Annotated in this window: 9 protein-coding genes; 5 read left to right on the top strand and 4 right to left on the bottom strand. The window is 37.6% G+C overall.

Annotated features, from left to right (window positions below; translation table 11 throughout):
• Positions 1-101 precede the first annotated feature (101 nt).
• From UB32_RS10355 to UB32_RS10335, 5 genes are read left to right on the top strand one after another with little or no spacing between them, the layout of a single operon-like run.
• Entirely contained in the window at positions 102-1,040 is a 939-nt protein-coding gene (locus UB32_RS10355; RefSeq protein WP_044393543.1) for a sugar-binding transcriptional regulator, read from the top strand.
• 28 nt (positions 1,041-1,068) lie between these two features.
• Positions 1,069-1,443 carry a transcriptional regulator GutM gene (locus tag UB32_RS10350; protein ID WP_044393540.1) on the top strand — a complete coding sequence of 125 codons (375 nt, stop codon included), beginning with the start codon at positions 1,069-1,071 and terminating at the stop codon, positions 1,441-1,443.
• An 18-nt stretch (positions 1,444-1,461) separates the two neighbouring features.
• Positions 1,462-2,016, top strand: coding sequence for a PTS glucitol/sorbitol transporter subunit IIC (gene srlA, locus UB32_RS10345; protein WP_044393538.1), 555 nt, complete (start codon positions 1,462-1,464; stop codon positions 2,014-2,016).
• A gap of 12 nt (positions 2,017-2,028) precedes the next feature.
• Positions 2,029-3,036, top strand: coding sequence for a PTS glucitol/sorbitol transporter subunit IIB (gene srlE / locus UB32_RS10340; protein ID WP_044393536.1), 1,008 nt, complete (start codon positions 2,029-2,031; stop codon positions 3,034-3,036).
• Between the two features lie 22 nt (positions 3,037-3,058).
• The gene (locus UB32_RS10335) at positions 3,059-3,418 is read left to right on the top strand and encodes a PTS glucitol/sorbitol transporter subunit IIA (RefSeq protein ID WP_044393534.1); all 360 of its coding nucleotides are present in this window, start codon (positions 3,059-3,061) and stop codon (positions 3,416-3,418) included.
• A gap of 900 nt (positions 3,419-4,318) precedes the next feature.
• On the opposite strand, the gene UB32_RS20495 is transcribed toward UB32_RS10335, so the two are convergent.
• The 4 genes from UB32_RS20495 to UB32_RS10320 all read right to left on the bottom strand — a co-directional run.
• Complete coding sequence (locus UB32_RS20495; RefSeq protein ID WP_241768475.1) at positions 4,319-4,660, bottom strand: hypothetical protein; 342 nt, start codon at positions 4,658-4,660, stop codon at positions 4,319-4,321.
• A gap of 48 nt (positions 4,661-4,708) precedes the next feature.
• Positions 4,709-4,891, bottom strand: coding sequence for an ATP-binding protein (locus tag UB32_RS20490; protein WP_241768474.1), 183 nt, complete (start codon positions 4,889-4,891; stop codon positions 4,709-4,711).
• A gap of 50 nt (positions 4,892-4,941) precedes the next feature.
• Positions 4,942-5,457, bottom strand: coding sequence for a magnesium chelatase domain-containing protein (locus UB32_RS20485; protein WP_052807005.1), 516 nt, complete (start codon positions 5,455-5,457; stop codon positions 4,942-4,944).
• A 269-nt stretch (positions 5,458-5,726) separates the two neighbouring features.
• Positions 5,727-6,213, bottom strand: a 487-nt coding sequence (locus UB32_RS10320) for a nucleotidyl transferase AbiEii/AbiGii toxin family protein (protein WP_044393533.1), incomplete at its 5' end; no start/stop codon positions are given.

Genomic DNA, 6,213 nt, shown 5'->3' with positions numbered 1-6,213 from the left:
ATTTTCATTATTTGTCCGCCTTCCCATAGGTTTTATTTACCTATAATAATTGGACGAATATTCCTAAAATCCTTTAATTCCATTTATATAGGATGATTGAAATGTCTTTATTAGAAGAGAAAAGATTACTTGTGAAGGTAGCTCAACTCTATTATGAAGAAGGTGCGAATCAGTCGGAGATTGCCAATATCGTTGGTGTTAGTCGATCCCTAATTTCAAAGTACCTTACAAAAGCAAAAGAGTTGGGGATTGTTCAAATTAGTATTAACGAAGAAGGATACCATCCATTCATAGCTTTAGAGTCCGAACTAGAACGAATTTATAAGCTTAGAGAAGTAATATGTGTACCTAGTATTGAAAACGATGACTCCAAACATCGCTTGGGTTTAGCTACTAGCAAGTACTTATTACGAATGGTTAAAGGAACAGAAATTATCGGAGTATCATCTGGGACTACTTTATATGAAGTTGCTAAAAACATGCCTTCTACCCTGCCTAAGGAGCAACTCCAATTTGTCCCATTGGTTGGTGGTGTGGGAAACGAGCGGGTCGATATTCACGCAAACCATATAGTTGCGAGTTTAGCTGAAAGCTTACAGGCCCGTTACCATCTTTTACATGTCCCTGTTTTAATGGATTCAAGCGAAGCTAAGGAAGTAATCATGAGACAGCCATCTATAAAAAGTATTTTTGATATTGCTTCACAGTCTGATATAGCGATAGTTGGAATAGGAGGAACACCTAAACATTCAACAATGGTAAAATCTTATTTAGATCAAAATCTAGAAGAATTTAAATCCCTAAATGTCGTTGGAGATGTTTGTTATAACTTTATAAATGACGAAGGTGAAAAGTCTTCACATCCTTGGAATGAAAAAGTCATTTCACTAGAATTGGAGCAATTAAAGAAAATACCACTTGTGATCGGTGTGGCAAGTGGAAAGGAAAAAGTAGATTCCATAAAGGCCGTCTTAAAAGGAAAATTAATAAATGTTCTTATCACAGATGAAAAAACAGCAAAGGGCCTTTTGGTTAAATAGAAATCGTAAAAAAAGGGAGGGGGTTGATATGTGGGGAGCTTTTATAGGAGTTTTTGTTGGAATTTGGTTGTTACAACTTGCTCTGACATGGGTTCAAATGAAGCACTATCAAAATACCATTAGAGCTATGAGCAACAGATCTTCAGGTTTCTTGGGGACAGGAGTGAAAAAAAGTAAATTAGGAATAGGTAATGTGGTCATCATCGTCTGTGATCAACAAGGAGTAGTTCAAGATAGTCAAATTATGAGTGGGGTAACTGTATTTGTGAGATTTAAAAAATTTGATCAGATCATCGGATATCCTATTGATCGAATAAATGATCTTGATATTATCTCGGATGTAGAAAATCCAATTCAAATGGCTGTCAATAATATAAAGGAACAAATGGAAAAATGTATTTAAGTTGGGAGGAAAAAAATAATGGATTTTCTAGTTGCATTAGCAGAGGGGTTTATCGGAATGTTTCAAGCCGGAGGAAAAACCTTCATGGGGCTATTTACAGGAATCATTCCAACCCTTATTGTTTTAATAACATTTGTAAACGCTGTCATTAGGCTGGTAGGGGAAGATAGGATTAATTGGTTAGCTCAAAAAAGTACCAAGTATTTAATCTTAAGATATACTCTTTTCCCGATACTTGCAGTGTTTTTCCTAACTAATCCAATGGCATATACATTTGGCAAGTTCTTACCCGAAAAACAAAAACCGGCTTTCTATGATTCAGCTGTATCGTTTGTACATCCTATAACAGGTCTTTTCCCACATGCAAATCCTGCCGAATTGTTCGTATATATGGGGATTGCAGATGGAATCACAAAATTAGGCCTATCTTTAGGACCTTTAGCTATTCGTTTCTTTATAGTTGGTATTATCGTCATTTTAATTAGAGGTATTGTAACTGAACAAATCACTCTTCGTATGATGAAAAGGCGAGAAGACCTGCAGGATTCTAGTCTTGAAAATATTGGAGCTTAGGGGGGAGAATCTATGAATTACAAAGCTGTTAAAGTTTCTAAGGGAGCTAATGGATGGGGTGGACCATTAATTATAGAACCAAATGAGAAGAAAAAGTATATTGTATCTGTAACTGGTGGAGGAATATCTGCAGTTGCTGAAAAAATAGCAGAGATGACAGGTGGAATTCCAATTGATGGGTTTAATAAAAAAGTAGAAAATGATGAAATTGCCTGTACGGTTATTGATTGTGGTGGAACTGCACGTTGCGGTGTTTATCCAAGAATGGGCATTCTTACAGTAAATCTGACAGCTACACCACCTTCTGGCCCATTAATGCAATTTATAAAAGAAGATAATTTTGTTTCGGGAGTCAAAACAAAAAATATTGAACTTGTTGTAAAAACAACGGAAGAAAACAATGAAGAATTAGAAAAGAAAAAAACTGTAAAAGAAATTAAAGAGGAAGCAAAACAAAAGGCTGTCACTACCTATAGTGGAAGTAAAAAGAAAATGCCATTGTTAGAAAGAATAGGTAGAACTATGGGTGGAGTAGTAAATGTTTTCTATCAAGCAGGTCGTGAAACTGTAGAACAGGTTATCAAAAATATTTTGCCATTTATGGCTTTTGTTAGTACCTTAATAGGTATCATTACTTTTACAGGAATTGGTGATTTTATTGCTAATGTTATTTCTCCTTTAGCAGGTAACATTGTGGGGCTATTGATTCTATCTGTAATTTGTGCTATCCCGATTTTATCTCCAGTACTCGGTCCAGGTGCGGTAATCGCGCAAGTAGTAGGGGTGCTAGTGGGGGTGGAAATTGGTCGTGGTAATATTCCGCCACAATTAGCGTTACCAGCATTGTTTGCAATTAACCCTCAGGTTGGTTGTGACTTTGTTCCTGTTGGATTGACTCTTGGGGAAGCAAAACCAGAAACCATTGAGGTTGGTGTTCCTGCTGTTCTCATTTCAAGACAATTCACCGGACCGCTTGCAGTAGTAATTGCGTATCTGTTTAGTTTCGGACTATATTCATAAACTGGAATTTTGGGAGGTAAACATGACTATCTATGACTCAGTAGTAACGGATATTGGTAAAGAGGTGGAAGCATTTTTGAAAGAAGGTATGATCATCATTTTTTATGAATCTGTTCCTGATGAGCTAAAGAACATCTCTATCACTCATAAGAAGCAAGAATGGTTAAGTGATGTGAAAGTTGGTCATAAGTTCAAATTGAATTCAAACGTGTACAGTATTACCTTTGTTGGTGATAAAGTAAATGAAACTTTAAAGGAACTTGGACATTGTACAATTAAATTTGGGCTGGAAGGTCCGGATTTACCTGGAACGTTATGTGTACAGGAAAAAGAAGTCCCAAATATAGAAGTAGGGTCATCAATTCAATTTATTCAAGCCTAGTTACCCAATCCATTCTTTGTTTTAAGCCTTTTTTTCTCTACCTTAATCAAACGTGGTTAAGGTACTTTTTTCTTTTTTTTAAAATTGATGAATCTAATTCAAAATAGTTGTAAACACTTTGATGTATAATAAAATATAAATAAAGCATTCTGTAATAGAGAGGTGGGTAACTGGTGAATGTAAAACAGATGCATGGAATCCTGTATTGCAGTAGTTGTCAAGATGAAGTGCCCCACACCATAACATATATTAATGATAAAATAAAATCAGTAGAGTGCGACGAATGTAATTATACTTTAAGTTTTAATGTTGATGTGATGAAAGAGTTTTACGATGAAATTTACAACAAGATTTCTACAAAGCCGTCAAGAATTACAGAGGAATATAGAGCAAATTTAAGTCTCTTTTTAAAAAGGCTTCCTGTTCGAATCATTAGTAAACCTTACCGAGTTTTACGAAGTTTAAATACGTCAAGGAAAATCATAAAAAAATATAAATAGAGTAAGAACTGATTACAAAGAGGGAGCCTTCTGGCTTCTTCTTTTACTTTCAGCTTCTCCTCAACAAACTCTACGGGATGGTTTTCCCTCAATACGACTTTCCGATGCTTAATTAAATTCCTCGTTTCTTTTAGGTACTCGTGCTTCCATCGATTTCATCTCATCCATACTCTTTAAGTAAAACACCTGGGACTGTTAATCTCCGCCCCTTTTAGCTTTTTTCCCGTTGACTCCATTAAACTCTGTGGAAAACCAATAGAAATCAATTCATCTCCATAGAATGAAATTTGTATTTTTTCAAAAGATCAAGGAATTTCATCCTGTCTTCGTCATCATGGAAAATTTCTTGGCGGTTCGCTCCACGTGGTAAACACCACTTTCAGTTTTCCTTCTCGCTTCCCTATGCATCTATGCCCCCTCCCTTTCCAATTTTGCGCAATGTTAGTGCTTCTTCGCTTGCAACGTCAGAAATAAATGGCTCGCCTCTCATGTCAGAAATCGTTCGGGCCATGCGGATGAGTTTGATTTGGACCCTGTTGCTGAGGTCATGCTTCATAGATAATTCCTGGAGCCGTCTTTGCTGGTCCTCCATCAGCGGCCGACTTCTAAGCAGCTGCTCTAACGGGACACTGCTATTGCAGATCTCCTTCCCGTAACGGTCGAATTGTCTTTCCCGGGCTGTATGGACTCTTTTTCTGACTGCCTCAGATGATTCATTTTTGAAAAAATCATGGCCTTTCAGATTGATTGGTCTTATCTGGTCTTAGTGAAAGCAGGATATCGATTCTGTCTATATTGGACCAGACACTCTGTTCTTGTAAGCCTTGATCTGTTTTTCCGAACAAGTGCAATAGTGCGTATCGGAACCGGGGTATCCGCAGGGACAAGGGTTCATAGCTGCAATAAAAATGAATTTAGTGGGATAAGTTACCGTGGAGTGAATGCGGCTGATGGTCACTTTTTCATTTTCCATGGCTGACGTAGCATATCAAGTGTCTTTTTCGAGAACTCGCCCAATCCATCTCAAAAAATAGGACGCCACGGTGGGCTAGGGAAGCACATCAGCTGTCCGGCTAAAAACTTGTTCACATCCAGCAAGGTTTCAAGTTCCAAATCCACGATTTCCATTCTAGGAATTGTCGGATCAAATGGCAACACCAGCTGCTTCATTCTAAGCTTCTTGGCAGCTAAAACAGTTGCAATCATTCCCTCCACAGGATGGACCGTCCCATCTAGTGACATGGCGCCGATAAAACCTGCATCATCGGGTATTCGATCCGCAATGAATCCGTCGCTCTTAAGAATGCCGATCGCAATCGCGAGATCAAACAATGGTCCATTTTTCTTTTGCTCAGCTGAGGAAAGGTTGATGATTACCTTCTTTTCAACCAGGGTAAAACCGATAGTGTGCAATGCCGCCGCCACTCTCTCCTTCGACTCTTTCACAGAAGCATCAGGCAGTCCAACAATAACGATCGACTCGAATCCCTCCTTCACCTGAACCTCAACATCAACACGATAAGCTTCCAGTCTTTTCAAACCGATACTTGCAACCTTTACAGACATAGTTATAAAAGGGAATAGCGGCAGAGCAAATTAAGCTTAACTCACAAAATGCCTAACCGGGCATAATACATATACCTTTTCCATTACTCCCATTTTAGATGATGGGAATTCCACGTTTTAAAATATTCATCTTCAGTTAAAATTGCTTGATAGATAGGAAATAAAAAATCTCTAATTCTCTCCATTGCCAATTTAAATTCGAAATCTCCCGTATATCCTATCCGACGTAAAAAAGCGTTCCACTATTTTATTCTTGCTTCCTCTTCCGCAAATATAGGTAAAAATACAGGATGTTCTCTTTCTAATTGAGTTCCACGTCTTTGAAATGTCTCAAATACAGCTTCCCACACAATACGCCCATCGAAATCTCTAGTAGACGACAGGGTGTAAATATCATAGAAGTCTTTTATTCTACTATTGACAATCCATAGAGAGATCATAGTTTCAAACTTTTCAGCTATAACAGACTCCGTTGAGTACACTTGAATTTCTGGTGGTGTCATATTTAGCAAAACTGGAAATTGTAAATTCTGTGGTTTTGGCACTATTACATCACCAAATCCAATGTCCAATTGTAATTGTTTTTTCATTCTACCAAGAGAGGCAGGAATTTTAACCCGAACACCTTCATAAACAGCATCCTCTTTTATTCGTTCAGCAGTAATACCTTTTAAATCAAACACCACACCATCTTCTTCAACGGATATATCCTGGATTCCCGAGATGTAT

This window comes from Mesobacillus subterraneus (genome assembly GCF_000934845.1).
GTDB lineage: Bacteria > Bacillota > Bacilli > Bacillales > Cytobacillaceae > Mesobacillus > Mesobacillus stamsii.
This window is presented reverse-complemented; position numbering and strand designations above follow the sequence as displayed.